Consider the following 23,509-nt stretch of genomic DNA (forward strand, 5'->3'; position numbering starts at 1 on the left):
TTCGCCGGTCCGGCCCACCGCAAGCAACCCCGATGAACGCCAAAGCCACCACCCCCACCGAAGTCCGCCAGCCCCTGGTGCCCAGCAACCGCACCAGCGAAGCCGACGACGAGCGCATCCAGGAGGTCATTCCCTTGCCGCCGCCCGAGCATCTGATCCGCTTCTTCCCCATCGCCGGCACGCCGGTCGAGAAGCTGGTCAAGCACACCCGTCACGCCGTGCGTGACATCATGACCGGCCGTGACGACCGGCTGCTGGTCATCATCGGGCCCTGCTCGATCCACGACCCGGCCGCGGCCGTGGACTACGCCCGGCGCCTCAAGGACCTGCGCGACGAGTACCAAGACACGCTGGAAATCGTGATGCGCGTGTACTTCGAAAAGCCGCGCACCACGGTGGGCTGGAAGGGCCTGATCAACGACCCCTACCTGGACCAGAGCTTCCGCATCGACGAGGGCCTGCGCATCGCCCGCCAGCTGCTGCTGGAGATCAACCGCCTGGGCGTGCCAGCGGCCAGTGAGTTCCTGGACACCATCAGCCCGCAGTACATCGGCGACCTGATCGCCTGGGGCGCCATCGGCGCGCGCACCACCGAAAGCCAGGTGCACCGCGAGCTGGCCTCGGGCCTGTCGGCCCCGATCGGCTTCAAGAACGGCACCGACGGCAACCTGAAAATCGCGGTCGACGCGATCCAGGCCGCCAGCCGGCCGCACCACTTCCTGTCGGTGCACAAGAACGGCCAGGTTGCCATCGTGCGCACCAGCGGCAACAAGGACTGCCACGTCATCCTGCGTGGCGGCAAGGCGCCCAACTACAGCGCCGAGCATGTCAAGGCCGCCTGCGCCGAACTGGAAGCCGCCAAGCTGCACCCCAGCCTGATGGTGGACTGCAGCCACGCCAACTCCAGCAAGCAGCACCAGCGCCAGCTGGACGTCGCGCGCGACATCGCCGCCCAGCTGGCCGGCGGCAGCCAGCAGATCTTCGGCGTGATGGTGGAAAGCAACTTGGTGGCCGGCGCGCAGAAGTTCAGCCCCGGCAAGGACGACCCGCGCGCGCTCTGCTACGGCCAGAGCATCACCGACGCCTGCATCGGCTGGGACGACTCGGTGGGCATGCTCAAGGTGCTCAGCGACGCGGTGAAGGCCCGCCGCGCCCGCTGAGCCGCTGGCCGCTCACTTCGTCCCGTTGGTGAGGAGGGTCGTGCCATCCACCGGCGAGGAACCCCAGGCCTGCCCCAGGCCGACCTGGGGCGCGGTGGCAATCTCCAGGTGCCCCTGGCCGGCGAACAGGTAGAGCAACTGGCCATAGGGGCCGGCCGCCGCGTCCAGGCAGGCCGAGCTGGGAGGGTAGGCCTTGCCGTTGTAGCTCACCGCCCCGTTGGCGGCGATCACCAGGGTGCCACTGCCACTGGCGACGAAGTTGTAGGCTGCGTCGTAGTGGCCCTCGGTCACCTGGAAGGTGCCCGCGTAGACGGCCAGTTGGTCGGCCGTGGGCAGCACCACTGAGCCGGGCTGGTAGGCAGCGGTGTTGCAGCTCAGCGCCAGCGGCGCGGTGTCAGTGCCGCCCGTGCCGTCGGAGGTGTCTGGGGAACCGTCGCCACCCCCCCCACAGGCGGTCAGCGCGACGGTGGCACAGCAGGCCAGGGCAAGGACATTCAAGCGGCGGATGTTCAGAACGGACATGGGATGACTCCTGTGCAGCGGATGAGCGGAGGCTCCGGCCCCTGTGGCCAAAGGACCTCTCTCCTGCTTACGCCGGAAGTTCTGCCGCCACGGCTCACGGCCACGGCGTGTCGCGCCGTCACCCGGCCAGCAGTTGTTGGCGCAGAGCCTGGTGGTCGGCCGCCAGCGGGCGCAGAGTCTGGGCCTGCGTCAAGGCCGCCAGGCCCTGGCGCCGCCATTCGCCCGCCTGGGCCGGCCGCAGCTGGGCCAGCAGGGCCGCGCCCTCGGCACGGGCCAATAGCGCATCTCGCCCCTGCTCCGGGTGGTCCTGCAGCGGCGTGAGCGCCTGCACGGCCCGCTGGGCCAGCGCCGCCGCTGCCTCGCGCTGGCCCAGCGCAGCCAGCGAGCGGGCCTTGAGAACCTCCACCCAGGCCAGGCGGCGCTGGGCGTTGGGGTTCGCGCCCTGGGCCAGCCGTGCCGACCACAGCGCGATGGCCTGGTCGTAGACCGGCAGGGCCTCGGCGTGGCGGCCGTTGAGCGCCAGCGCCCTGCCCCATTGCGGCGCCAGGAAAGGCGGCGCGCCGGCCCATTTGCTGGCCGCTCCCTGCTCGCGCGCCAGGACCGCGGCGGTGTCCCAGGCCAGGCGTGCGGCGTCCAGCGACGGGCCGGCTTCGCCCAGGCGGATCAGGGCGATGGACAGGGTATTGGCCTCCACCATCAGGCCGTCGCGCCAGCCCAGGTTGCGCGGCTCGCGGGTCACGTTGGATTGCCGCAGTGCCAGCGCGGCCTCGGCCTCGCGGCGCATCGCGGGCAGATCCTCCAGCCGCAGGTGCACCAGGGCCCGGCCGCCCAGCACCGTGCCGAGTTGATGGCTCAGGTAGGCCTCGGTGGCCGGGTCGCCCGGCACGGCCTGGCGGTCCAGCTCGGCCAGCATCGCGTGGTCGGCCAGCATGGCGCGCAGGTCCTGCTCGGCCAGCGCGTAATCGCGCAAGGCCGCTTGCGGTTGGTTGAGACTGGCCAGCGTCACCTGGTCATGCAGCTGGGCCCGCAGCAGCAGCGCGCCGCTGCGCACCGCCAGCAGGTGGGCCCGGCCCGGCACGCTGGTCTCACCGGCCAGGGTCTGGCCCAGGCGCGCGATGGCGGTCTGCAAGGCGGCCACGCCCTGGGCGGGTTCGCCGCGCAGGCGGTCGAGCTGGGCCCGGATGGCGAGGGTGCGGCCATGCCAGACGGCAAAGCGCCAGTCTCGGCCGTGGCTCTCCCACAGCGCCTCGCCCAGCGCCAACGCGCGGGCCACGGTGGCGCGCGCCTCGTCGGCCCGCTCGGGGGCGGCCAGGGTCTGGTTGCCCTGCAGCTCGGCCAGACGGCCCAGCGTGGAGGCGATCAAGGCCTGCAGGTCGCGGTCGCCGGGCAGCTGGCGCGACAGACTCTCCAGCTGAGCCAGGGTCTCGCGCAGCATGGCCTCCTGGGCCTGCGGCCCCCCGGGCAGGGTGGTGGTGGTGTCACCGTAGCGGAAGACCAGCTCGGTGGTGATGCCCTTGAGCGCGACCAACTGGGCGCGGGCCTCGTCACGGGCCTGGCGAGCCTGCTGGCCCTGCCACAGCGCAACGCCCAGCCCGCTGCACAGCGACACCAGCGCCAGCGCCGCCAGCGCTACCGGCAGACGGTGGCGACCGACGAACTTGCCCGCCCGGTAGCGCCAGCCGGGCGCGCGGGCCGAGACGGGGTAGCCGTCCCGGTAGGCGCGCACATCCGCCACCAGCGCCTCCACACTGGGGTAGCGCCGCTCGGGCGCCTTCTCCAGCGTCTTGAGCAGGATGTTGTCCAGGTCGCCACGCAGGTGGCGGCGCGTCTGCAGCCACTGCGGGTCGCCCACCTCCTGCGGGCTGAGCGCACTGGGCCGGGTGGGCGTTTCCTCCAGCACGCCGCGGGCCGCCTGCTGCGGCGTGGTGGCACCGCGGCCCGTGGGGCGAAGCCCGGTCAACAGCACATAGAGCAGCACACCCAGGCTGTAGATGTCGGTGGCGGTGCCGATGGGCTCGCCCCGCACCTGCTCCGGGCTGGCGTAGTGCGGCGTGAAGGGGCGCGGCCCGGTCTGGGTCAGGCCGGCGTCGGCCGGGCCGGGCTCCAGCGCCTTGGCGATGCCGAAGTCCAGCAGCTTGACCTGGCCCTCGGGCGTGACCAGCACATTGCTGGGTTTGAGGTCGCGGTGCACCAGCAGCTGGCGGTGGGCGAAGGCCACCGCATCGGCCAACTGCAGGAACAGGTCCAGCCGCTGCGCCAGGCTGCGGCCGGCGCAGGCCCGGTCGATGGGCAGGCCCTCCACCCGCTCCATCACGAAGTAGGGCTGGCCTTGTGCGGTGCGGCCGGCATCGAGCAGGCGGGCGATGTGCGGGTGGCTGAGCCGACCCAGGGTCCGCTGCTCCAGCGCGAAGCGGGCCAGGATGGCGGCCGAATCCATGCCCCGGCGCAGCACCTTGATGGCCGCCTCACCCTCCCAGGCGCCATCGGCCCGGCGGGCGAGCATGACCTCGGACATGCCACCTCGGCCCAGCAGGCCCAGCACTTCCCAGGGGCCCAGGCGTTCGCCCGGCCGCAGCAGGGTGTCGTCGGACGCAGGCGGGCGGTGCTCGTCCAACGCCTGCACGTCCAGCCCGGCCCACAGCGGCGTGCCCCAGCGGTCCGCGCCGGTGCCGGTCTCGTCGTCGGCGGGCAGATGGGCCAGCAGGCTGGCCACCTCATCCAGCACCGCGACCGGCACCTCGCCGCTGGCCCGCAGCGCCGCCAGCCACGCGGCGCGCTGCGCCGCCGGCTGGGCCAGCGCCTGGGCCAGCCATCCCTTGACGGTCGCCCAGCGGGCGGCCTCTTCGCTGCGGCTCATCGGGCTCCCCTCCCCTGTCTGCCGGTGTCGCGCATCATCGCACCGGGCCACAATCCCGGCCCATCCCACTTCTACCGGTCCTGGCCCGATGTCTGCCGCCGACGACACCTCCCTGACCCAGTGGCTGCAGCAGCTGGACCAGCCCGATCCCGCCGCCAGCCAGCGCCTGTTCGTCCTGCTCTACGACGAGCTCAAGCGCATGGCGCGCGGCCACATGCGGCAGGAGCGGGCCGGCCACACGCTGAGCGCCACCGCGCTGACCCATGAGGCCTGGTTCCGCATGGCCGAGCAGAACCGCACCGCCTGGCGCAGCCGCGGCCACTTCCTGGCCGTGGCCTCCACGATGATGCGGCGCATCCTGGTCAACCACGAGGAAGCCCGCCGGGCGGACAAGCGGGCGGCCGAGCTGGAACCGCTGACGCTTTCGGGTCTGGAACAGCTCAGCGACCGGCCCGACCGTGATGTGCTGGCGGTGCATGAGAGCCTGCTGGCCTTCGAGGCCCTGGACCCGCGCGCGGCCCAGGTGGTGGAGCTGCGCTTCTTCGGCGGCCTGGAGATCGAGGAGATCGCCGAGGCGATGGGCCTGTCGCCCGCCACCGTCAAGCGCGACTGGACGCTGGCGCGGGCTTGGCTGCAGCGTGACCTGGCCGGTGGCGGCTGAAGGCCCGGCACGGACATTCAAGGCGCCAGCGCCTGAGCCAGGCTGAGCAACGTGGCCTCGACCTGCGGGGTGGCCACGGCGTCGAAGACCTCGGGGCTGCTGCGCAGCTCGTAGGACGTGCTGCTGACGTTCACCGCCCGCCCCGCCCCGGCAAAGGCCGCAGCGATGGTGAACGCGGTGGTCAGCACCGAGGCGGCCTTCTGCCCGGTGCTGGTCACGTCCACCAGCTCGCCCAGGCCAGCCTCGGAGGCCCAACCCTGCTTGAGCGAGACGCGGGCGTAGTCGCCCCCGGAGCGGCGCACCAGGATGCGGTTGGTCCAGGCCGGCATCAGCAGGGTGTTGCGGGTTTCGGTGTCGGCGCTGAAACCCCAGCGGCTGCCGCTGGCCTGGACCCGGGCCGCCGTCAGCACCAGACGCACCAGCACCAGGGGCATGCCGGCCTGCTGGCCCAGGTGTTCCAGCGCCGGCTCCATGCGCCCGATCTTGAAGCCGCCGGACATCTTGTCGCCCAGCGAGACGTAGGCGTCCTCAACCCTGCTGCTCAGCGCGCCCAGCAGGCCGGTGCCGGTGGTGCGCGACAGCCAGGCCATCTCGTCGCGGTGCAGCAGCGGTAGGCCGCTGGCGCTGTAGGCCTGGCCTTTGCCACCCTTGGCGTCGAAGGCCAGCGGCGCCGCATCGCCCACCTGCTGCAGCTCGGCAAAGGCCGGCAGGGCCGCCAGCTGCGCCTGGGGCATCACGGCAATGCCCCGGGCCGCCAGCGCTGCCTCGGTGCGGGCCCGCGCCAGATCGACCAGGGCCTGCAGCCGCGCCGGGTCCAGGCCCGTCACCTTGAGCGAGGTGTTCGCCGTGGCCATGCCGCCGTGCAAGGCCGCCCCGGCACTGGCGTTGCCTTCGGCTTCGGTCACCACATAGAGCGCCACGCCGGCAATGGCGACCTGCTTCAGTCCCTGAAGCCGACCGCCCTCCTCGATGTCCAGCCCGTCCAGTGGCAGGAGCGGCAGCGCCGCCACCTGGGGCATGGGCAGAACGACGGCTTCGGGTTGGGATGCCGCGGCAGCAGGCTCGGCAGTCAGTTGGGCTGCCACACAGGACGGCAGCAGGGACAGGCCCAGCGCCCAGGCAGACCAGGAAAGAGACAACAGGGACGGCGACATGGCACGAGACTCCGGTCACGGGCCCCGACGGGACCCTTCACCGGCTTACGCCGCCTGCGGCCGCCAAACGGCTCAGGTGCCGTCGGGAAGATCGTCGTCCGCGGTGCCCTGCTGAGCCAGGCGCTCGCTGCGCCAGTAGACGTCATCGCCCCCCAGACCGTCGAGGTTGGCCCGGTTGAGCACCCGGGCCAGCACGAACAGCAGGTCCGACAAGCGGTTGAGGAACAGACGTGGCGCGGCGTTCACCGCCTCCTGCGCGGCCAGGGCCACCACGGCGCGCTCGGCACGGCGGGCCACGGCCCGGGCCACGTGCGCCAGCGATGCGCTGCGCGTGCCCGCGGGCAGGATGAACTCGGCCAGGCGGGGCAGTTGGGCGTTGTAGTGCGCCAGCGCCGCATCCAGTCGGGCCACGGCCTTGTCCTTGAGCACGGTGTAGCCGGGGATGGACAGTTCGCCACCCAGGTTGAACAGCTCGTGCTGGATCACCACCAGCAGCTCCCGCACATCGGCCGGCAGCGGCTCGGCCAGCAGCACGCCGATGTGCGAATTGAGCTCGTCCACGTCGCCCATCGCGGCGATGCGCAGGTGGTTCTTGGGCACGCGCTGGCCGTCGCCCAGCCCGGTGGTGCCATCGTCGCCGGTGCGGGTGGCGATCTGCGAGAGTCGGTTTGCCATGCGCGGCAGTGTAGTGGGCGGGTTTCCCCGTCCAGGCCCGGAGGGCCTGCTTCCTACAATGGTTTTCCCTGCACCGCTCTGCTCCGCGCCCCATGAACGCTCCGGCCGATCTCCCCACCCCTGCCTGCCCCCGCCCCCTGCCCGCCGCGATGCTGGAATTGCTGCGCGCGCGTTTTGGCGACCAGCTCTCCACCGCACGGGCAGTGCGTGAACAGCATGGCCGCGACGAATCCCCGTTCGACGTGCCGCCGCCTGATGCCGTGCTGTTCTGTCAGTCCACCCAGGATGTGGCCGACGCGGTGCGCCTGGCCGCCCGGTACAAGGTGCCGGTGATTCCGTACGGCGCCGGTTCCTCGCTGGAGGGCCACCTGCTGGCGGTGCAGGGCGGCCTGTCGCTGGACCTGTCGCGCATGACCGAGGTGCTGGAGCTGCAACCCGAGGACCTGACGGTGACGGTGCAGGCCGGCGTGCTGCGCACCCAGCTCAACCAGGCGGTGCGCCACGCGGGGCTGTTCTTCCCGATCGACCCGGGCGCGGACGCCTCCATCGGCGGCATGACCGCCACCCGGGCCTCTGGCACGAACGCAGTGCGCTACGGCACCATGCGCGAGAACGTGCTGGGCCTGACCGTGGTGACGGCCCAGGGCGAGGTGGTCCGCACCGGCACCCGGGCCCGCAAGTCCAGCGCCGGCTATGACCTGACCCGGCTGCTGGTGGGCAGCGAGGGCACGCTGGGCGTCATCACCGAGATCACGCTGCGCCTGCATCCGCTGCCCGAGCATGTGGCGGCGGCCATCTGCTCCTTCCCGGATGTGGCCGCGGCGGTGCAGACCACCATCGCCATCATCCAGATGGGCGTGCCCATCGCCCGCTGCGAGCTGATGGACCGGCACGCGGTGCGCGCCGTCAACGCCCGCGACCACCTGGGGCTGAAGGAAAGCCCGTTGTTGTTGATGGAATTCCACGGCAGCCAGGCCGGCGTGGCCGAGCAGACCGCGGTAGTGCAGGAGCTGGCCCGCGAGCACGGCGGCGAGGACTTCCAGTGGGCTGCCACCCCGGAGGAGCGCACCCGCCTGTGGGCCGCGCGCCACCATGCCTACCTGTCGGGCCTGCAGATGCGCCCCGGTTGCCGCGCGGTGACCACCGATGCCTGCGTGCCGATCTCGTGCCTGGCCGAAAACGTGGTGCAGGCCCTGGACGAGGCCGAGGCCGCCGGCCTGCCCCATTTCGCGGTGGGCCATGTGGGCGACGGCAACTTCCATGTGGCCTACCTGATCGACCCGGCCCAGCCCGATGAACGCCACCTGGCCGAACAGCTCAACGAACAGCTGGTGATGCGTGCCATTGCCTGCGGCGGCACCTGCACCGGCGAGCATGGCATCGGCCTGCACAAGCAGGGCTTTCTGGTGGAGGAGGCTGGCGACGGCGCGGTGGCGATGATGCGCGCCCTCAAGGCGGCCCTGGATCCGGACCAGATCCTGAACCCGGGCAAGATCTTCCAGCCTTGAGGGGCCGGCCCCGTGCGGTGCCATGCAACCTGGGGGTTGACCGTTAAGTGTGCAATTTGCACATAATTGGCCTTCTTCCCGTCCACCGAGAGCCCACCATGCCCCTCCTGCCCACCGCCGCCCTGAGCCGCCTGATGCACGGCGCCCTGCTGACCACACTGGCCGGCACGGTTCTGCCGGCGGCCGCCGTCGCCGGCATCCAGGTCGGCCCCAGCGGCAGGACCTACGCCGACAGCGCGCTGTCCTGCGCCCTGCACCCGAGCACAGGGCTGGCACCGCAGGTGACGGCAGGCCTGTACCAACCGGCCAAGCGGACGCGGGGCACGGTCAGCCTCAATGGCACCCCGGTGGCCCAGCTGAGCGCCGCCCAGCCGGATGCCACGGTGTGGCTGGCCGCGGGCCAGAACACGGTGCAAGTGGCCCTGAGCGCCCGACTGGCCGACCGCTACAGCTTCGACGCCACGCCCACCTTTCCCGGCCAGGCCAATGTCTGCATCCCCGACACCCGCGGCAACACGGTCTCGGGCGACCTGGAGACCGCAGCCAGCGGCACCTCCTACGCCACTGTCACGCCGGGCTGCGCGCTGAATCCGCAGAGCGGTCTGGCCCAGCCGTATGTGACCCTGTTCGACAACGGTGGCTTCCTGCTCAACGTCAGCCTGAACACCGTGCCGCTGACCCAGCTCAGCAGCAGCCGGCCCAGGGCCCCCTTGTTCCTGGCGCCGGGCCTGAATGTGATCACCGCCGCCCAGGGCAGCCTGTCCACCGACGCCTACGTGCGCGACGGCGGCAGCGGTCTCTGCACCCTGCCCTGACCCCCTCAGGCCTTGGCGTCGACGTAGACGCCGCGCCCCGTGCGGTCCAACGCCAGGGTCATCAGCCGACCATGCAGGCTGTACTGGCCCGCCTGGGCGCGACAGGCCACCAGCGTCACCAGCGCCTCAAACTGCGGGGCACGCACGCGCAGCACGCTGCCCACCGGGATGGGCGACGGAAACAGCAGCGACAGGCCCGAGAAGGACAGGTCCTTGAGCTGGGCCGGGTGGGTGGTCCGGTCGCCTTTGACGGTCAGGTCGACCAGCGTGGCCCGGGGAAATCGCTCGCTCTGACGGCGCCCCAGCAGCTCGGGCTCGACCGTCCGGCGGGGCACCGGCGTGAGGGGGCTGCCACAGTGTGCACAGCGCACGACCGGTACCGCCGAGACCGGCAGCAGATGGTCGCAAAACGGACAGCTGAGACCCGCCCTGGCGTCGCGCGCCGGTCGGGCCGGGCCACCCGTCCCCGGGGAGGTCGCTTGCGGCGAGCGCGGAGACCGCTTCAGGGTGCGGTCGTAAGCGGCCCGCCGCTCCGGATCACTGAGCACCGCATAGGCAGCGTTCAGCAGAGCGGCCTGCTCCGGATCCCCCCCCAGGTCCGGGTGGGCCCGTAGCGTGCTCATCAAGGCCCGCCAGGCGGCCTTGATGACCTCGGGCGGCGCCTCGGGCTGGACGTGGAGCAGACGGTAGAGGTTGCGGCGTTCGCGGCGCATGGCGACAACAGGAGAACAGCCGCGAGGATAGCGCTCAAGGCGCCGGCACACTCCAGCGCCGTGTCACCTCGCCCTGGCTGTTGACGCTTTCCAGGTGCACGCCGAAACCCCACAGCCGAGCCACATGCTTGAGCACCTCCTGCGCGCTGTCGTCCAGCGGCCGGTTGTTGTGCTGGGTGTGGCGCAGGGTCAGGCTGCGGTCGCCGCGCAGGTTCACATTCCAGACCTGGATGTTGGGCTCGCGCGCGCCCAGGTCGTACTGGCGTGACAGCGCCTCGCGCACCCGGCGGTAGCCCATCTCGTCGTGGATGGCACTGACCTCCAGGGTCGCCTCCTGGTCGTCGTCGGTGATGGCGAAGAGGCGGAAGTCGCGCATCAGCTTGGGGCTGAGGAACTGGCCGATGAAGCTCTCGTCCTTGTAGTTGCGCATGGCCTGGTCCAGCGTGGGCAGCCAGGGCTTGCCCGCGATGTCGGGGAACCATTCGCGGTCTTCGTCGGTGGGTGCCTCGCAGATGCGCTGAATGTCGGTGTACATCGCGAAACCCAGCGCATAGGGGTTCAGGCCGCTGTAGCCGCGGTCGCCCACCCGCGGCTGGTAGATGACGTTGGTGTGGGACTTGAGCCACTCGATCATCACGCCGTCGGTGAGGTAGCCATCGTCGTACATGGTGTTGAGCAGCCGGTGGTGCCAGAAGGTGGCCCAGCCCTCGTTCATCACCTGGCTCTGGCGCTGCGGGTAGAAGTACTGCGCCACCTTGCGCACGATGCGCACGATCTCGCGCTGCCAGGATTCCAGCAGCGGCGCGTTCTTCTCGACGAAGTACAGCAGGTTCTCTTCCGGGTCGGCCGGAAAACGCCGGGCTTCGGGCGCCTCCTCGGCGGCCTCGGCCTTGCGCGGCAGGGTGCGCCAGAGGTCGTTGATCTGCTGCTGCGCATAGGCCTCGCGGTCCTTGCGCAGCGCCAGCTCCTCGGCCAGGGTCTTCTTGCTGGGGCGGCGGTAGCGGTCCACGCCGTGGTTCTGCAGCGCGTGGCAGGAGTCGAGGAACTCCTCCACGGTGTCCACGCCATAGCGCTCCTCGCACTCGGCCACATAGTTCTTGGCGTAGACCAGGTAGTCGATGATGGACGCGGCATCGGTCCACATCCGGAACAGGTAGTTGCCCTTGAAGAAGCTGTTGTGGCCGTAGGCCGCGTGGGCGATCACCAGCGCCTGCATCGCCATCGTGTTCTCCTCCATCAGGTAGCTGATGCAGGGGTTGGAGTTGATGACGATCTCGTAGGCCAGACCCATGTGGCCACGCTTGTAGTTCTTCTCGGTGGCGATGAACTCCTTGCCGTAGCTCCAGTGCCGGTAGTTCACCGGCATGCCCACGCTGGCGTAGGCGTCCATCATCTGCTCGGCGGTGATGATCTCCAGTTGGTTCGGGTAGGTGTCCAGGCCGAAGCGACGCGCGGTGCGATCGATCACCTCGTGGTACTGGGTGATCAGCTCGAAGGTCCAGTCGCTGGGGTCGGGCAGCGGGTGCTCCGGGCGCGGGCCGGGCGGCAGCGGCGCCTGCAGGGCCACCCGCCCCTTGCGGCGCTCCTGTCCGTCCGGGATCTTGCCGTGGTCGTCGTGCCAGCGGCGTTCCTGGGAGAAGTCGCTCATGCGGTGGCTCCTTCCTTCTTGAACAGGTCCCGAAAGACCGGGTAGATCTCCGAGGCCTCGACCGCCTTGCGCATTGCGAAGTTCGGGTGCCCCTCGCCCAGACGGGTGTACTCCTCCCAGAGGTTCTGTTCCTCCTCGGCCACCTGCACATAGGCGTAGTAGCGGCAGGCGGGCAGCAGCTTCTCGGTCAGCAACTCGCGGCAGCGGCCGCTGTCATGGTGCCAGTTGTCACCATCGCTGGCCTGGGCGCCGTAGATGTTCCACTCGGTCGGGTTGTAGCGCTCGCGGATGATCTGGTCCATCAGCTCCAGCGCGCTGGACACCACGGTGCCTCCGGTCTCGCGGGCGTGGAAGAAGTCCTCCTCGCTCACCTCCTGAGCCTGGGTGTGGTGGCGGATGAAGACCAACTCGATCTTCTCGTAGTGGCGGGTCAGGAACAGGTAGAGCAGGATGAAGAAGCGCTTGGAGAGCTCCTTGCGCTGTTCGTCCATCGAGCCCGAGACATCCATCAAGCAGAACATCACCGCCTTGCTGGTGGGCACCGGCACCCGCACCCGGCTGCGAAAGCGCAGGTCGATCGGGTCGAGGAAGGGGATCAGCCCCAGCCGGGCCTTGAGCGCGGCAATGCGCTCCTGGGCGTCCTTGAGCTGCTGCTTGACGGCCGGGTCGTCCGAGGGCTGGCGCATCATCTGAGCCACCAGATCCTCCAGCGCGTGCAGCTCGCGGCGCGACTCGCCGCCCAGGGCGATGCGCCGGCCCAACGCGCCTCGCATCGAGCGCACCACGTGCAGGTTGTTGGGCGTGCCATCGCTGGAGAAGCCGGCACGGTGGGTCTTGTACTCCGGCACCTCGGCCAGCTGGGTGCGGATCAGGTGCGGCAGGGCCAGGTCCTCGAAGAAGACCTGCATGAACTCCTCCTTGCTCAGCGCAAAGGCGAAATCGTCCTCGCCCTCGCCGGAGTCGCTGGCCTGTCCCTTGCCCTGCCCCTGCCCGCCACCGCCCTGCGGCCGCTGGATGCGGTCACCGGTGATGTATTCCTGGTTGCCCGGGTGCACCATGTCGCGGCGCCCGCCCGAGCCGTGGTGGAACACGGGCTCCGAGAGGTCCTTCTTGGGAATGCGCACCTCTTCGCCGCGCTCCAGGTCGCGGATGCCACGGCCATCCACCGCGCGGCGCACCGCGTCGCGAATCTTGTCCTTGTAGCGCCGCAGGAAGCGCTCGCGGTTGCCGATCGACTTGTTCTTGCCTGCCAACCGCCGGTCGATGATCTGCTGAAGCATGGACGACAACCTTTGTCAGAGGATCGCGGGCCAAGCGCCGGGCCGGCGCACCCGCCGGCCCCGGGGCCTCATGAACTCTTGCGCACGCGCAGGTACCACTCGCACAGCAGGCGCACCTGCTTGGGCGTGTAGCCCTTGGCCACCATGCGGTCGACGAAGTCCTCGTGCTTCTTGGCCTCGTCGGCACTGGCCTTGGCATTGAAGCTGATGACCGGCAGCAGCTCCTCGGTGTTGGAGAACATCTTCTTCTCGATCACCGAGCGCAGCTTTTCGTAGCTGGTCCAGACCGGGTTCTTGCCCTGGTTGTTGGCCCGCGCGCGCAGCACGAAGTTGACGATCTCGTTGCGGAAGTCCTTGGGGTTGGCGATGCCGGCGGGCTTCTCGATCTTCTCCAGTTCGCCGTTGAGGCTGGCGCGGTCGAACACCTCGCCGGTGTCGGTGTCGCGGTACTCCTGGTCCTGGATCCAGTAGTCGGCGTAGGTGACGTAGCGGTCGAAGATGTTCTGCCCGTACTCGCTGTAGCTTTCCAGGTAGGCGGTCTGGATCTCCTTGCCGATGAACTCGGCATAGCGCGGCGCCAGCAGTTCCTTGATGAAGGCGGTGTACTTCTGCTCGGTCTCGGCCGGGAACTGCTCGCGCTCGATCTGCTGCTCCAGCACGTACATCAGGTGCACCGGGTTGGCCGCCACCTCCTGGCTGTCGAAGTTGAAGACCTTGGAGAGGATCTTGTAGGCGAAGCGGGTGGAGATGCCGCTCATGCCTTCGTCGACACCGGCGTAGTCGCGGTACTCCTGGTAGCTCTTGGCCCGCGGATCGGTGTCCTTGAGGTTCTCGCCATCGTAGACCTGCATCTTGCTGAACAGGCTGGAGTTCTCCGGCTCCTTCAGCCGGGTCAGGATGGCGAACTGGCTCATCATCTTCAGCGTGCCGGGCGCGCAGGTGGCGTGTGCCAGCGAAGAGCCCTTGAGCAGCTTCTCGTAGATCTTCACTTCCTCGCTGACGCGCAGGCAGTACGGCACCTTGACGATGTAGATGCGGTCCAGGAAGGCCTCGTTGTTCTTGTTGTTGCGGAAGGCCTTCCACTCGCTCTCGTTGCTGTGCGCCAGCACCACGCCGTCGAAGGGGATCGCCCCAAAGCCTTCCGTGCCCTTGAAGTTGCCTTCCTGGGTCGCGGTCAGCAGGGGGTGCAGCACCTTGATCGGCGCCTTGAACATCTCGACGAATTCCAGCAGGCCCTGGTTGGCCAGGCACAGCCCGCCGCTGTAGCTGTAGGCGTCCGGGTCGTCCTGCGCATAGCTCTCGAGCTTGCGGATGTCGACCTTGCCCACCAGGCTGGAGATGTCCTGGTTGTTCTCGTCGCCCGGCTCGGTCTTGGCGATGCCGACCTGCTTGAGGATGCTGGGATGGCGCTTGACGACCTTGAACTTGCGGATGTCACCGCCAAACTCCTCCAGCCGCTTGACCGCCCAGGGCGACATGATGCGGTTGAGGTAGCGACGCGGGATGCCGTACTGCTCTTCCAGCAGCGGGCCATCCTCGATCGGGTCGAACAGCCCCAGCGGCGACTCGTTCACCGGCGAGCCCTGGATGGCGTAGAAGGGCACCTCCTGCATCAAGGCCTTCAGGCGCTCGGCAATCGAGCTCTTGCCGCCCCCCACCGGGCCCAGCAGGTAGAGGATCTGCTTCTTCTCCTCCAGGCCTTGGGCGGCATGGCGGAAGTAGGAGACGACCTGCTCGATCGCATCCTCCATGCCGTAGAACTCCGCGAAGGCCGGGTAGATCTTGATGACCTTGTTGGCGAAGATGCGCGACAGCCGCGGGTCATGCCGGGTGTCCACCATCTGCGGCTCGCCAATGGCCTGCAGCATGCGCTCGGCCGCCGTGGCATAGGCCAGTGGATTTCGCTTGCACTCCGCCAGATAGTCCTCGAGGGACATTTCTTCCTCGCGGGTGCGCTCGTAACGGGCGGCGAAACTGCTCATGACATCCATGGTGACCTCCTGTGCAGGGAAGGCGCGGCCGGCGTGACTCCGGGACGCGTCTGGAAAGTTTTGATGGAGTCCCGGCTTGACTCGGCCCGGGCGCCATCAGAGCTTTCCGATCAGAGATGCATGTCAGTTCATTGGAGGGCTGGTCTCAAGCTTGGTTCAAGGCCGCAGGGCGGCATCGAACCATCAGAACGTGTTTCCGTGTGCAGTTTGTCGCGCCAACGTGAGCCTCGCTCTCGAGGGAGGTTTCAGCATAAGCCATGCCACCCTTTCCTGTCTCGCGGCGCGGCAGCTCACGCTGTGTCCCATCCTCTCGCCGAACGCGCGACGAGGCAAGGGGGTTGACGGCGATCCCCCGTGGACCGGTTGCGCTGCGTGGCTCAGCGCTCGGTCAACCCCAGCTTGTCCAGCAGGCCGGAGAGCTCGTCCAGCGAGTCGAAGCGGATCGCGACCTCGCCCTGCTCACCACGGCGCGTCTTGCGCTGCACGCGGATCTCGACGTGGGCGGTCAGCAGATCGGCCAGCTGTTCCTCCAGCCGCACGATGTCGCGCGACTTCTCGGGGGCGGTCTTGCCGGTGGCCGCCTTTTCCGGCTGCAGCGCCTTGGTGGCCAGCTTTTCGGCATCGCGCACCGACAGCTTCTTGGCCACCACCTCGTTGGCGGTGAGGATCTGCTGGGCCGCCGGCAGCGGCAGCAGCGCCCGGGCATGACCCATGTCCAGGTCGCCGGCCATCAGCATCTTCTGCACCGGCTCGGCCAGGTTCAAGAGGCGCAGCAGGTTGGAGGCCGCGCTGCGCGAGCGTCCCACCGATTGCGCGGCCTGCTCATGCGTCAGACCGAACTCATCCACGAGGCGCTTGAGGCCCTGTGCCTCTTCCAGCGGGTTCAGGTCCTCGCGCTGGATGTTCTCGATCAGCGCCATCACGGCGGCGGCTTCGTCCGGCACCGGCTTGACCAGCACCGGCACCTCGCTCAAGCCGGCCAGCTGGGCGGCCCGGAAGCGGCGCTCGCCGGCGATGATCTCGTAGCGGTGCTGCACCGGATCGCCGACCGGACGCACCAAAATGGGTTGCATGATGCCCTGGCTCTGGATGCTCTCGGCCAGCTCGTAGAGCGAGCCTTCGTCCATGCGGGTGCGCGGCTGGTACTTGCCCGCCTGCAGCTGACCGATCTTCAGCACGCTGGGCTGGCCCTCGTTGCCGGCCGCCCGGGCGGGCGCTTCCGTGACCTTGGGCCCCAACAGGGCCTCCAGCCCCATCCCGAGGCCCTTGGGTTTCTTGCTTGCCATGGGCGGCATTGTCCGCGATCAGCGGCCCGGGGCCACGCGGATCGACGCCAGGCCCTTGCGCGGCTCAGCTGATCATGTGCCGCGCCATGGCCTCGGCCACCGCCTGCACGCGGTTGCCCGCCCCCAGTTTGCGCATGATCTTGCGCAGGTGGTTCTTCACCGTCAGCGCGCTGATGCCCAGCTGCTCGCCGATCTGCGCATTGCTGCGCGCCAGCCGCATGGCCCGCAGCACCTGCAGCTCGCGCTCGGTCAGCACCTGAGGCCAGTCGGTCGCCTCCAGCGAGACGGGTGCGCCATCCTGCAGCGCCCGGGCCGCGCTGAAATGCAGGTGCGGCAGCCAGGCCTGCAGCCCGGCCAGCGTGGCCGCCTCGTCCAGCGCGGCCGGCGCGGGCCGCCCCAGGGCCACCAGCAACGGTGGCTGGACGCCGATGCTGCCGTCCACCCCATGCACGGCCAGCTGCGCGAAGCCCCCGGCCCGCAGGCCTTCGCTCTCGGCACCACGCAGCCGCGCCAGATCCACCAGCACCGGCCGCCGCCCCGCGGCCACCCAGGCCTCCTGCAAGGCCAGCCACCAGGGCGCCTGCGGCTGGGCCAGGGCCTCGACCAGCGGCTCGGCCAACGGCACGCAATTGAACACCTCCACCCGGTGCTCGGCCCCGGTGCCGAGGCGGCCCAGGCGGCTCAGCAGCAGCTCATGCGGCACGAAGCGGTGCAGGTGCAGCCGCAGCCAGAGGAAGAACTGGTGCCGGTTGCGCACCGTGCCCGCCACTTCGGCGGCGCGCAGCAGGGCTTCGCCGTCGGGCGGGACGAACGTGGATGGGGTCATGGCGGCTCAGGCTAGGCAGCGGCGGTGAAGCGCCGATGACAGGCCGCTGCGCCGTTCAGACCGGCCGGCCGTCGATCAGGGCCTGCAGCCAGGCCCGGCCCTCGGGCCAGTCCCCCAGGTCGGACAGGTGGTTGATGTGGCCCCGCGGGCCGATGGACCGGCTGGGCACGCCCCACTGCGCGGCCAACCAGCGGGCCCGCTCAGGCGTGCACCAGGGGTCGTCCTCGCTGTAGACCGCCAGCGCCGGGAACGGCAGGCGGGGCAGGCGCATCGGCCGCCAGTTGAACAGCTGGGGCGGCACGTCCGCCCCGTCCAGATCGGGCGGCGCCACCAGCAGGGCGGCCAGCACCCGCCCCACCTGCTGGCTGTGCGCGGCCCAGGCCGACACCAGGTGGTTGCCCAGACTGTGGGCCACCAGCACCACCGGCCGCGGGTCGGCCAGCACAGCCTCTTCCAGCTGCGCCATCCAGTCGCCCCGGCGGGGCCAGAGCCAATCGTGCTGGGGCACGCGCGCATCGCCATGCAAGGCCTCCCAGCGGGTCTGCCAGTGGCCTTCACCCGAGTTCTGCCAGCCAGGCAGCACCAGAACACGGGGGAGCGATGGGGATGACGACACGATGGAGACCTGCGCTTGGCTTATGCTTCAGGCCCCGATTCTGGCCCAGCACGCCGCTGCGCGCCGACCCGGGCAGGAAGTGAAGGACCGCATGACTTACAAGATCTACGTGGACGGCCAGGAAGGCACCACCGGTTTGCGCATCCACGAAGTGCTGGCCGGCCGCCGCGACGTCGAGGTGCTGCGCATCGACGCCGACAAGCGCAAGGACAGCGCCGAGCGCGCCCGCCTGCTGAACGCCGCGGACGTGGCCTTCCTGTGCCTGCCGGACGCCGCTTCGCGCGAGGCCGTCACCCTGCTGAGCAACCCGGCCACCTGCCTGATCGACGCCAGCACCGCGCACCGCACCGCGCCCGGCTGGACCTTTGGCATGCCGGAGCTGGCGCCGGGCCAGCGCGCGGCCATCCGCGCCAGCAAGCGCATCGCCAACCCGGGCTGCCACGCCAGTGCCTTCATCCTGCTGCTGCGCCCGCTGGTGGACGCCGGCCTGGTGCCGGCCGAGGCCGCCATCTCGGCCACCTCGCTGACCGGCTATTCCGGTGGCGGCAAGAAGATGATCGAGCAGTACGAAGCCGGCGGCGACCCCGCCTTGCAGGCGCCTCGCCCCTACGCCCTGGGCCTCGCCCACAAGCACCTGCCCGAGATGAAGGCTCACACCGGCCTGGCGCAGCCGCCAGTGTTCCTGCCCGTGGTGGGCCCGTTCTACAAGGGCTTGGCCGTGAGTGTGCCTTTGCATCGCTCGCAGCTGAAGCCTGGCACCAGCGCCGCGCAACTGCAGCAGGCCCTGGCCGAGCGCTATGCCGGCGAGCGTTTCGTGCGGGTGATGCCGCTGGCCGACCCCGACACGCTGGCGACCGGTTTCTTCGACGTGCAGGCCTGCAACGACACCAACCGGGTGGACCTGTTCGTCTTCGCCAACGACGAACAGGTGCTGCTGATGTCCCGCCTGGACAACCTGGGCAAGGGCGCCAGCGGCGCCGCGGTGCAGGCGATGAACGTGCACCTGGGCCTGGACGAAGGCGCCGGTCTCTGAGCCCCTGTGCGGGGTGAACGCCACACCCCTGCCATTGGAGGGATGTTCGCAGCGTACCGGCCGTTACATACTTCCCACATGATCCCGTTCAATGCAGCACGGCCCCTGGTGGCCACCCTGGGGCTGACCGCCGCGATCGCGTGGGCCCCCGCCGCCCGCGCCCAGACCGACACCGCCGCCCCGGCGACGGACACCGAGGCGCCCATCTGGTCGGTGGGCGTGTTCGGCGGCAAGCTCTACAAGGACAACCTGCTGGACCTGATCCCCCATGCCGTCAGCGGTGACTTGCGGGGTCAGGACAGCGACATCGCCGGCGTGGTGGTGCGCCGTTCGCTGGACAACCCCGGCTGGGTTCGGGCCTGGGGCGAATGGGGCGGCATGCCGGTGTTCACCGGCCTGGAGTTCGGCGCCTTCCACCACAACGGCGAGCTGCACTTCAACGAGGTGGTGGCCGGTTGGCGCATCGGCGCCACGGGCATCCAGTGGCGGGGCCTGAAGGTGGACGTGGCCGGCAGCTTCGGCCTGTCCCATGCCTTTGACAAGCCGCCCTACGACAACCCGGACCGCACCGACGACCAGGACAACTACGCCACCTTGTTCTACATGGCCCCGGAAATCGCCTTCCGCCACGATGCCCTGCCCGGCTGGGCGCTGGCGCTGCGCATCCACCACCGCTCCGGCATCTATGGTCTGGTGGCCCCCAGCCATGTGGGCTCCAACCATGTGGGTCTGCTGCTGACACGCGACTTCTGAGCCGCTGCCGGCACGGCCTTGGTGATCAGGCGCTGGCGGCCGTGTGGTCCTGGCCCGGCGCGTTGCTCGGGACCTCCGCGCTGACCCGGATGACCATCTCGCGGGCGAACTGCACGAAGGCCTGCGCCCCCTTGGACGCCGGGTCGAACACCACGCCCGGCAGGCCGTAGCTGGGCGCCTCGGCCAGGCGCACGTTGCGCGGAATGACGGTGTCGAACACCTTGTCCCCGAAGTGGGCCTTGAGTTGGTCGCTGACCTGGGTCTGCAGCGTGATGCGCGGGTCGAACATGACTCGCAGCAGGCCGATCAGCTGCAGGTCGCGGTTCAGGTTGGCATGCACCTGCTTGATGGTGTTGACCAGGTCGGTCAGGCCCTCCAGCGCGAAGTACTCGCACTGCATCGGCACGATCACGCCGTGGGCGCTGCACAGGCCGTTGAGCGTCAGCATGCTCAGGCTGGGAGGGCAATCGATCAGGACAAAGTCATAGCCTGCATCAACCGCCTTCAGCGCGGCCCGCAGCCGCTCGTTGCGCCGCTCCAGCGCCACCAGCTCCACCTCCGCGCCCGACAACTCCCGGTTGGCCCCGAGCACGTCGTAGCCGCCCTTCTCCGACCGCACGCAGGCCTCCGGAATGTCGGCGGTTTCCAGCAGCACGTCGTAGACACTGTGCGTCAGCGTGCGCTTGTCGACGCCGGACCCCATCGTGGCGTTGCCCTGCGGGTCCAGGTCCACCAGCAGGACCCGCTGTCCCACACTGGCCAGGCCTGCGGCCAGGTTCACACAGGTCGTCGTCTTGCCGACGCCGCCTTTCTGGTTGGCTATGCAGAAGATCCGGGACATGGGGATGCGAAAGAGAGCGAAGCCGCCATTGTCGCCTGAGGCGGGCCCGAGCGCACACCGCCCGCGGGGCCGGAGACGGATCCAGCGGGGCTGTGGACAAAGCTGGGGACAAGCCCGTGGACAGGCGGTGGATGTGGCGTGGACAGCCTGTGCAGAAGGAACAGCTCAGGCCCGTGGCCGCAGCCAGACCAGGCACCGCTGGGCGTCCAGCCCTGGCACCTGCAGCACCTCCACCGGGCCGATCTGCACTTCGGGTGGCACGGCCGCGCGTTCCTCGTCGGTCAGGTGGGCCTTCATCGCCACCCATTGCCCGCCGGGGGCCAGACGCTCGCGCGTCAAGGCGATGAAGTCGGCCAGTGAGGCGAAGGCCCGGGAGGTGATCAGGTCGAACGGCGGTGGCGCCATGTCCTCCACCCGCTGGTGCACCGCCTGCAGGTTCGGCAGCCCCAGCTCGGCCGCCACCTGGCGGATGAAGCTGGCCTTCTTGGCCACCGTGTCCACACAGGTGACCGACCAGTCGGGCCGCACGATGGCCAGCACCACGCCGGGCAGCCCGGCACCGCTGCCCACGTCCAGGATGCGCCAGGCCGCCGCCCCCTCGGGGCGGGTCTGGGCCGCCCGGTCCAGCGCCGGCACGGCCGCCAGGCAATCCAGCAAATGCTGCCGCAGCATGTCGGCCGGGTCCCGCACCGCCGTCAGGTTGTAGACCTTGTTCCAGCGGGCGATAAGGTCCAGATAGGCCAGCAGGCGCTCCTGGGTGTCGTCCGCCAGCGGCAGGTGCAGCGCGGCCAGGCCGCGGGCGAGTTCAGCGTGCAAAGGATGGGTCATGCGCAATCCGGGGCTGGCCTCACGCGGCCGGCGGAACGTCGGCCGTGGCCGGCTCGCTGGCGAAGCCCGCCAGCCGCTTTTTCTTCAGGTGCACCAGCAGCAACGAAATGGCCGCTGGCGTGATGCCCGAAATGCGGGCCGCCTGACCCAGGGTTTCCGGGCGATGGCGGTTCAGCTTCTGGCGCACCTCATGGCTCAGGGCCGTGACCTGGCCGTAGTCCAGGTCGGCCGGCAGCTTCAGGCGTTCGTAGGCCTGGGCCCGTCCCACCTCTTCCTGCTGCTTGTCGATGTAGCCGGCGTACTTGGTGGCGATCTCCACCTGTTCGATCACGGTGTCGGCCAACACGGTGCCCAGCTCCGCCGCCAGTGTTTCACGTGAAACACCTGCGTCCGGCCGGGCCACCGCAGCGATCTCCGCCACGGTGTCGAAGCCGACGCCCGGCCGACGCAGCAGGTCGGCCAGGTTGTACTCGCGCTCGATGGCCTTGCCCAGCAGCCGCTCGGCGGCCTCGGTGGGCAGGATACCCGGGTGGACCCAGGTCGATTTCAGGCGCTCTGTTTCACGTGAAACAGCCTCGCGCTTTCGGCCGTAGGCCGCCCAGCGCGCGTCGTCCACCAGGCCCAGCTGGCGGCCCAGCTCGGTCAGCCGGGCGTCGGCATTGTCCTCGCGCAGCTGCAGGCGGAACTCGGCCCGGCTGGTGAACATGCGGTAGGGTTCGCTCACCCCCTTGGTGATCAGGTCGTCCACCAGCACGCCCAGGTAAGCCTGGTCCCTGCCCAGGATCAGCGGCTCGCGGCCCAGGGCCTGCAGGGCCGCATTGGCGCCGGCGTACAGCCCCTGCGCCGCCGCCTCCTCGTAGCCGGTGGTGCCGTTGATCTGGCCGGCGAAGAACAGGCCCTGGATCTGCCGGGTCTCGAAGGTGGACTTCAGCTCGCGCGGGTCGAAGTAGTCGTACTCGATGGCATAACCGGGCCGCAGGATGAAAGCCTCTTCCAGACCCGGCATGGAGCGCACCGCGGCCAGCTGGATGTCGAACGGCAGGCTGGTGGAGATGCCATTCGGGTAGAACTCATTCGTGCTCAGACCCTCGGGCTCCAGGAAGATCTGGTGCGAGTCCTTGTCCGCAAAACGGTTGATCTTGTCCTCGATGCTGGGGCAGTAGCGCGGGCCCACGCCCTCGATCTTGCCGGTGAACATCGGGCTGCGGTCGAAGCCGGAGCGGATGATGGCGTGGGTCTGCTCATTGGTGTGGGTGATCCAGCAGGGCAGCTGGCGCGGGTGCATGGCCGCCTCGCCCAGAAAGCTGAACACCGGCACCTCAGGTCCGGTCGGGGCCGATTCGCCCCAGCGCCCCACCCGCCCCACCCCGTCGCCCGGCTGCTCGGTCAACTTGGAGAAGTCGATGCTGCGGCCGTCCAGGCGCGGCGGGGTGCCGGTCTTGAGCCGGCCCTGCGGCAGTTTCAGTTCCTTCAGTCGGTCCGACAGGCTGACCGCGGGCGGATCCCCCGCCCGGCCACCCGGGTGGTTTTGCAGGCCGACGTGAATGCGGCCGTTCAGGAAGGTGCCGGCCGTCAGCACCACCGCCCGCGCCCGGAAGCGGATGCCAACCTGGGTCACCGCGCCGACCACACGATCCCCCTCGACCAGCAGATCGTCGACGGCCTGCTGGAACAGCCAGAGGTTCGGCTGGTTCTCCAGCCGCTTGCGGATGGCCGCCTTGTAGAGGATGCGGTCGGCCTGGGCCCGGGTGGCGCGCACCGCCGGCCCCTTGCTGGAATTGAGGATGCGGAACTGGATGCCGCCCTCGTCGGTGGCCAGGGCCATCGCCCCCCCCAGCGCATCCACTTCCTTCACCAGGTGCCCCTTGCCGATGCCGCCGATCGACGGGTTGCAGCTCATCTGGCCCAGGGTTTCGATGTTGTGGGACAGCAGCAAGGTGGCGCAGCCCATGCGGGCCGCGGCCAGTGCGGCCTCGGTGCCGGCATGGCCACCGCCCACCACGATGACGTCAAATTCCTTGGGATACAGCACGAGCAGGCTCCTGCGAGGTGCGGGGCAAGAATCGGCTCCTGGCCCAGGCTCTGTTCCTGGGCCACCACGCCGCCCGCCGTGCCCCACAGCGGTCAGGCGAACCCTCCATTTTAGGCGCCTGCCCCCATGCCGTCACGGGCGTGGCCAAGACCCTGCTCCCAGCCGCCCGAGGGCCTGGTTTCACGTGAAACAATCATGGCCATGGACTGCCGCCCGCATTGCGCCGCCTGCTGCATCGCCCCGTCGATCTCGACCCCCATCCCGGGCCTGCCCCAGGGCAAGCCGGTTGTCAACTAAAGGGACGCAAGGT

General features: G+C 69.6%; 20 protein-coding genes. 6 read left to right on the top strand and 14 right to left on the bottom strand.

The features are described 5' to 3' along the window. Positions 1-32: 32 nt before the first annotated feature. Entirely contained in the window at positions 33-1,160 is a 1,128-nt protein-coding gene (locus KGA65_RS17605) for a 3-deoxy-7-phosphoheptulonate synthase (RefSeq protein WP_225864426.1), read from the top strand. A 12-nt stretch (positions 1,161-1,172) separates the two neighbouring features. Here the strand turns inward: KGA65_RS17605 and KGA65_RS17610 are convergent, their stop codons facing one another. Further along, positions 1,173-1,682 carry a hypothetical protein gene (locus KGA65_RS17610; protein WP_225864427.1) on the bottom strand — a complete coding sequence of 170 codons (510 nt, stop codon included), beginning with the start codon at positions 1,680-1,682 and terminating at the stop codon, positions 1,173-1,175. A 118-nt stretch (positions 1,683-1,800) separates the two neighbouring features. After that, complete coding sequence (locus KGA65_RS17615; RefSeq protein WP_225864428.1) at positions 1,801-4,539, bottom strand: serine/threonine-protein kinase; 2,739 nt, start codon at positions 4,537-4,539, stop codon at positions 1,801-1,803. A gap of 88 nt (positions 4,540-4,627) precedes the next feature. On the opposite strand from KGA65_RS17615, the gene KGA65_RS17620 reads away from it, so the two are divergent. Beyond that, positions 4,628-5,200, top strand: coding sequence for an ECF-type sigma factor (locus tag KGA65_RS17620; protein ID WP_225864429.1), 573 nt, complete (start codon positions 4,628-4,630; stop codon positions 5,198-5,200). A gap of 17 nt (positions 5,201-5,217) precedes the next feature. Here KGA65_RS17620 and KGA65_RS17625 read toward each other — a convergent pair whose 3' ends face one another. Together KGA65_RS17625 and KGA65_RS17630 are read right to left on the bottom strand one after the other, a co-directional pair. Continuing rightward, the gene (locus tag KGA65_RS17625; RefSeq protein ID WP_225864430.1) at positions 5,218-6,354 is read right to left on the bottom strand and encodes a hypothetical protein; all 1,137 of its coding nucleotides are present in this window, start codon (positions 6,352-6,354) and stop codon (positions 5,218-5,220) included. 72 nt (positions 6,355-6,426) lie between these two features. Further along, entirely contained in the window at positions 6,427-7,029 is a 603-nt protein-coding gene (locus KGA65_RS17630; protein ID WP_225864431.1) for a cob(I)yrinic acid a,c-diamide adenosyltransferase, read from the bottom strand. A gap of 92 nt (positions 7,030-7,121) precedes the next feature. Between KGA65_RS17630 and KGA65_RS17635 the strand changes: the two genes are divergently transcribed. Both KGA65_RS17635 and KGA65_RS17640 read left to right on the top strand, forming a co-directional pair. Beyond that, positions 7,122-8,537, top strand: a complete 1,416-nt coding sequence (locus tag KGA65_RS17635) for an FAD-binding oxidoreductase (RefSeq protein ID WP_225864432.1) — start codon at positions 7,122-7,124, stop codon at positions 8,535-8,537. A gap of 98 nt (positions 8,538-8,635) precedes the next feature. Continuing rightward, entirely contained in the window at positions 8,636-9,352 is a 717-nt protein-coding gene (locus tag KGA65_RS17640) for a hypothetical protein (protein ID WP_225864433.1), read from the top strand. Between the two features lie 5 nt (positions 9,353-9,357). On the opposite strand, the gene KGA65_RS17645 is transcribed toward KGA65_RS17640, so the two are convergent. The 7 genes from KGA65_RS17645 to KGA65_RS17675 all read right to left on the bottom strand — a co-directional run bounded on the left by KGA65_RS17645 (position 9,358) and on the right by KGA65_RS17675 (position 17,712). Next, positions 9,358-10,065, bottom strand: coding sequence for a DnaJ domain-containing protein (locus tag KGA65_RS17645; RefSeq protein WP_225864434.1), 708 nt, complete (start codon positions 10,063-10,065; stop codon positions 9,358-9,360). Between the two features lie 34 nt (positions 10,066-10,099). Continuing rightward, entirely contained in the window at positions 10,100-11,713 is a 1,614-nt protein-coding gene (locus KGA65_RS17650; RefSeq protein WP_225864435.1) for a SpoVR family protein, read from the bottom strand. Then, positions 11,710-12,993 carry a YeaH/YhbH family protein gene (locus tag KGA65_RS17655; RefSeq protein WP_225864436.1) on the bottom strand — a complete coding sequence of 428 codons (1,284 nt, stop codon included), beginning with the start codon at positions 12,991-12,993 and terminating at the stop codon, positions 11,710-11,712. Before KGA65_RS17655 ends, KGA65_RS17650 begins: the two co-directional genes overlap by 4 nt. Before the next feature lie 68 nt (positions 12,994-13,061). Then, the gene (locus KGA65_RS17660) at positions 13,062-14,984 is read right to left on the bottom strand and encodes a PrkA family serine protein kinase (RefSeq protein ID WP_225864437.1); all 1,923 of its coding nucleotides are present in this window, start codon (positions 14,982-14,984) and stop codon (positions 13,062-13,064) included. A gap of 377 nt (positions 14,985-15,361) precedes the next feature. Continuing rightward, positions 15,362-16,270 carry a ParB/RepB/Spo0J family partition protein gene (locus KGA65_RS17665; protein WP_225864438.1) on the bottom strand — a complete coding sequence of 303 codons (909 nt, stop codon included), beginning with the start codon at positions 16,268-16,270 and terminating at the stop codon, positions 15,362-15,364. Between the two features lie 64 nt (positions 16,271-16,334). Beyond that, a complete protein-coding gene (locus KGA65_RS17670) occupies positions 16,335-17,096 on the bottom strand; it encodes a LuxR C-terminal-related transcriptional regulator (protein ID WP_225864439.1) in 762 nt (253 codons plus the stop codon). A gap of 55 nt (positions 17,097-17,151) precedes the next feature. Beyond that, positions 17,152-17,712, bottom strand: a complete 561-nt coding sequence (locus tag KGA65_RS17675) for an RBBP9/YdeN family alpha/beta hydrolase (protein WP_225864440.1) — start codon at positions 17,710-17,712, stop codon at positions 17,152-17,154. A gap of 91 nt (positions 17,713-17,803) precedes the next feature. Here KGA65_RS17675 and argC point away from each other — a divergent pair, with 91 nt between their 5' ends. Together argC and KGA65_RS17685 are read left to right on the top strand one after the other, a co-directional pair. Further along, on the top strand, positions 17,804-18,745 hold the full coding sequence (gene argC, locus KGA65_RS17680) for an N-acetyl-gamma-glutamyl-phosphate reductase (protein WP_225864441.1): 942 nt from the start codon (positions 17,804-17,806) through the stop codon (positions 18,743-18,745). A gap of 78 nt (positions 18,746-18,823) precedes the next feature. Further along, positions 18,824-19,498, top strand: coding sequence for a hypothetical protein (locus KGA65_RS17685; protein WP_225864442.1), 675 nt, complete (start codon positions 18,824-18,826; stop codon positions 19,496-19,498). 25 nt (positions 19,499-19,523) lie between these two features. Here the strand turns inward: KGA65_RS17685 and KGA65_RS17690 are convergent, their stop codons facing one another. The 3 genes from KGA65_RS17690 to mnmG form a co-directional block, all read right to left on the bottom strand. Beyond that, the gene (locus KGA65_RS17690) at positions 19,524-20,339 is read right to left on the bottom strand and encodes a ParA family protein (protein ID WP_225864443.1); all 816 of its coding nucleotides are present in this window, start codon (positions 20,337-20,339) and stop codon (positions 19,524-19,526) included. A 165-nt stretch (positions 20,340-20,504) separates the two neighbouring features. Beyond that, positions 20,505-21,167: a 16S rRNA (guanine(527)-N(7))-methyltransferase RsmG gene (rsmG, locus tag KGA65_RS17695; RefSeq protein ID WP_225864444.1), complete on the bottom strand. Its 663-nt coding sequence runs from the start codon at positions 21,165-21,167 to the stop codon at positions 20,505-20,507. 19 nt (positions 21,168-21,186) lie between these two features. Further along, entirely contained in the window at positions 21,187-23,199 is a 2,013-nt protein-coding gene (gene mnmG / locus KGA65_RS17700; protein WP_225864445.1) for a tRNA uridine-5-carboxymethylaminomethyl(34) synthesis enzyme MnmG, read from the bottom strand. Between the last annotated feature and the right edge of the window lie 310 nt (positions 23,200-23,509).

It is taken from the genome of Ideonella benzenivorans (assembly GCF_020387415.1).
Taxonomy (GTDB): Bacteria; Pseudomonadota; Gammaproteobacteria; order Burkholderiales; family Burkholderiaceae_C; genus Ideonella; species Ideonella benzenivorans.